Genomic DNA, 543 nt, shown 5'->3' with positions numbered 1-543 from the left:
TGCCACAGCCGATCGACCTTCTCCGTCACCTCGGGTGACATCTTCAGCACCGCGCCCCATTCGCGCTCCGTTTCCGGGCCGAGCTTTGTCGTCGCATCGAGGCCGAGCTTGCCGCCGAGGCCTGCTTTCGGAGAGGCGAAGTCGAGGTAGTCGATTGGGGTGTTGTCGATGACGAGCGCGTCGCGGGCGGCATCGAAGCGGGTCGAAAGCGCCCACATCACATCCTCCCATTTGCGCACATCGATATCGGGGTCGACGACGATGATCAGCTTGGTCATCGAGAATTGCGGTAGCATCGACCACAGCCCCATCATTACCCGGCGCGCCTGTCCCGGATAGCGCTTGTCGATCGAGACAACGATGGCGCGGTAGGAGCAGGCTTCCGGCGGCAGGTGGATATCGGCGATTTCCGGAAACTGCTGTTTGACCAGCGGCACGAACAGCGCGTTCATTGCCTCGCCGAGCACCGAGGGTTCGTCCGGTGGACGGCCGGTATAGGTGGAAAGATAGACCGGGTTTTTCCGCGTCGTGATCGCCGAAAGC

1 pseudogene is annotated in these 543 nt (G+C 62.1%); it reads right to left on the bottom strand.

Annotated features, from left to right (window positions below):
• Positions 1-543, bottom strand: a pseudogene (locus MD273_RS18825) (UbiD family decarboxylase domain-containing protein); the annotation flags it as partial.

Source organism: Marinobacter sp. C7 (assembly GCF_022343555.1).
Classification (GTDB): domain Bacteria; phylum Pseudomonadota; class Gammaproteobacteria; order Pseudomonadales; family Oleiphilaceae; genus Marinobacter.
Note: the sequence above shows the minus strand (reverse complement) of the source record. Positions and strands in the feature narration are given on the sequence as shown.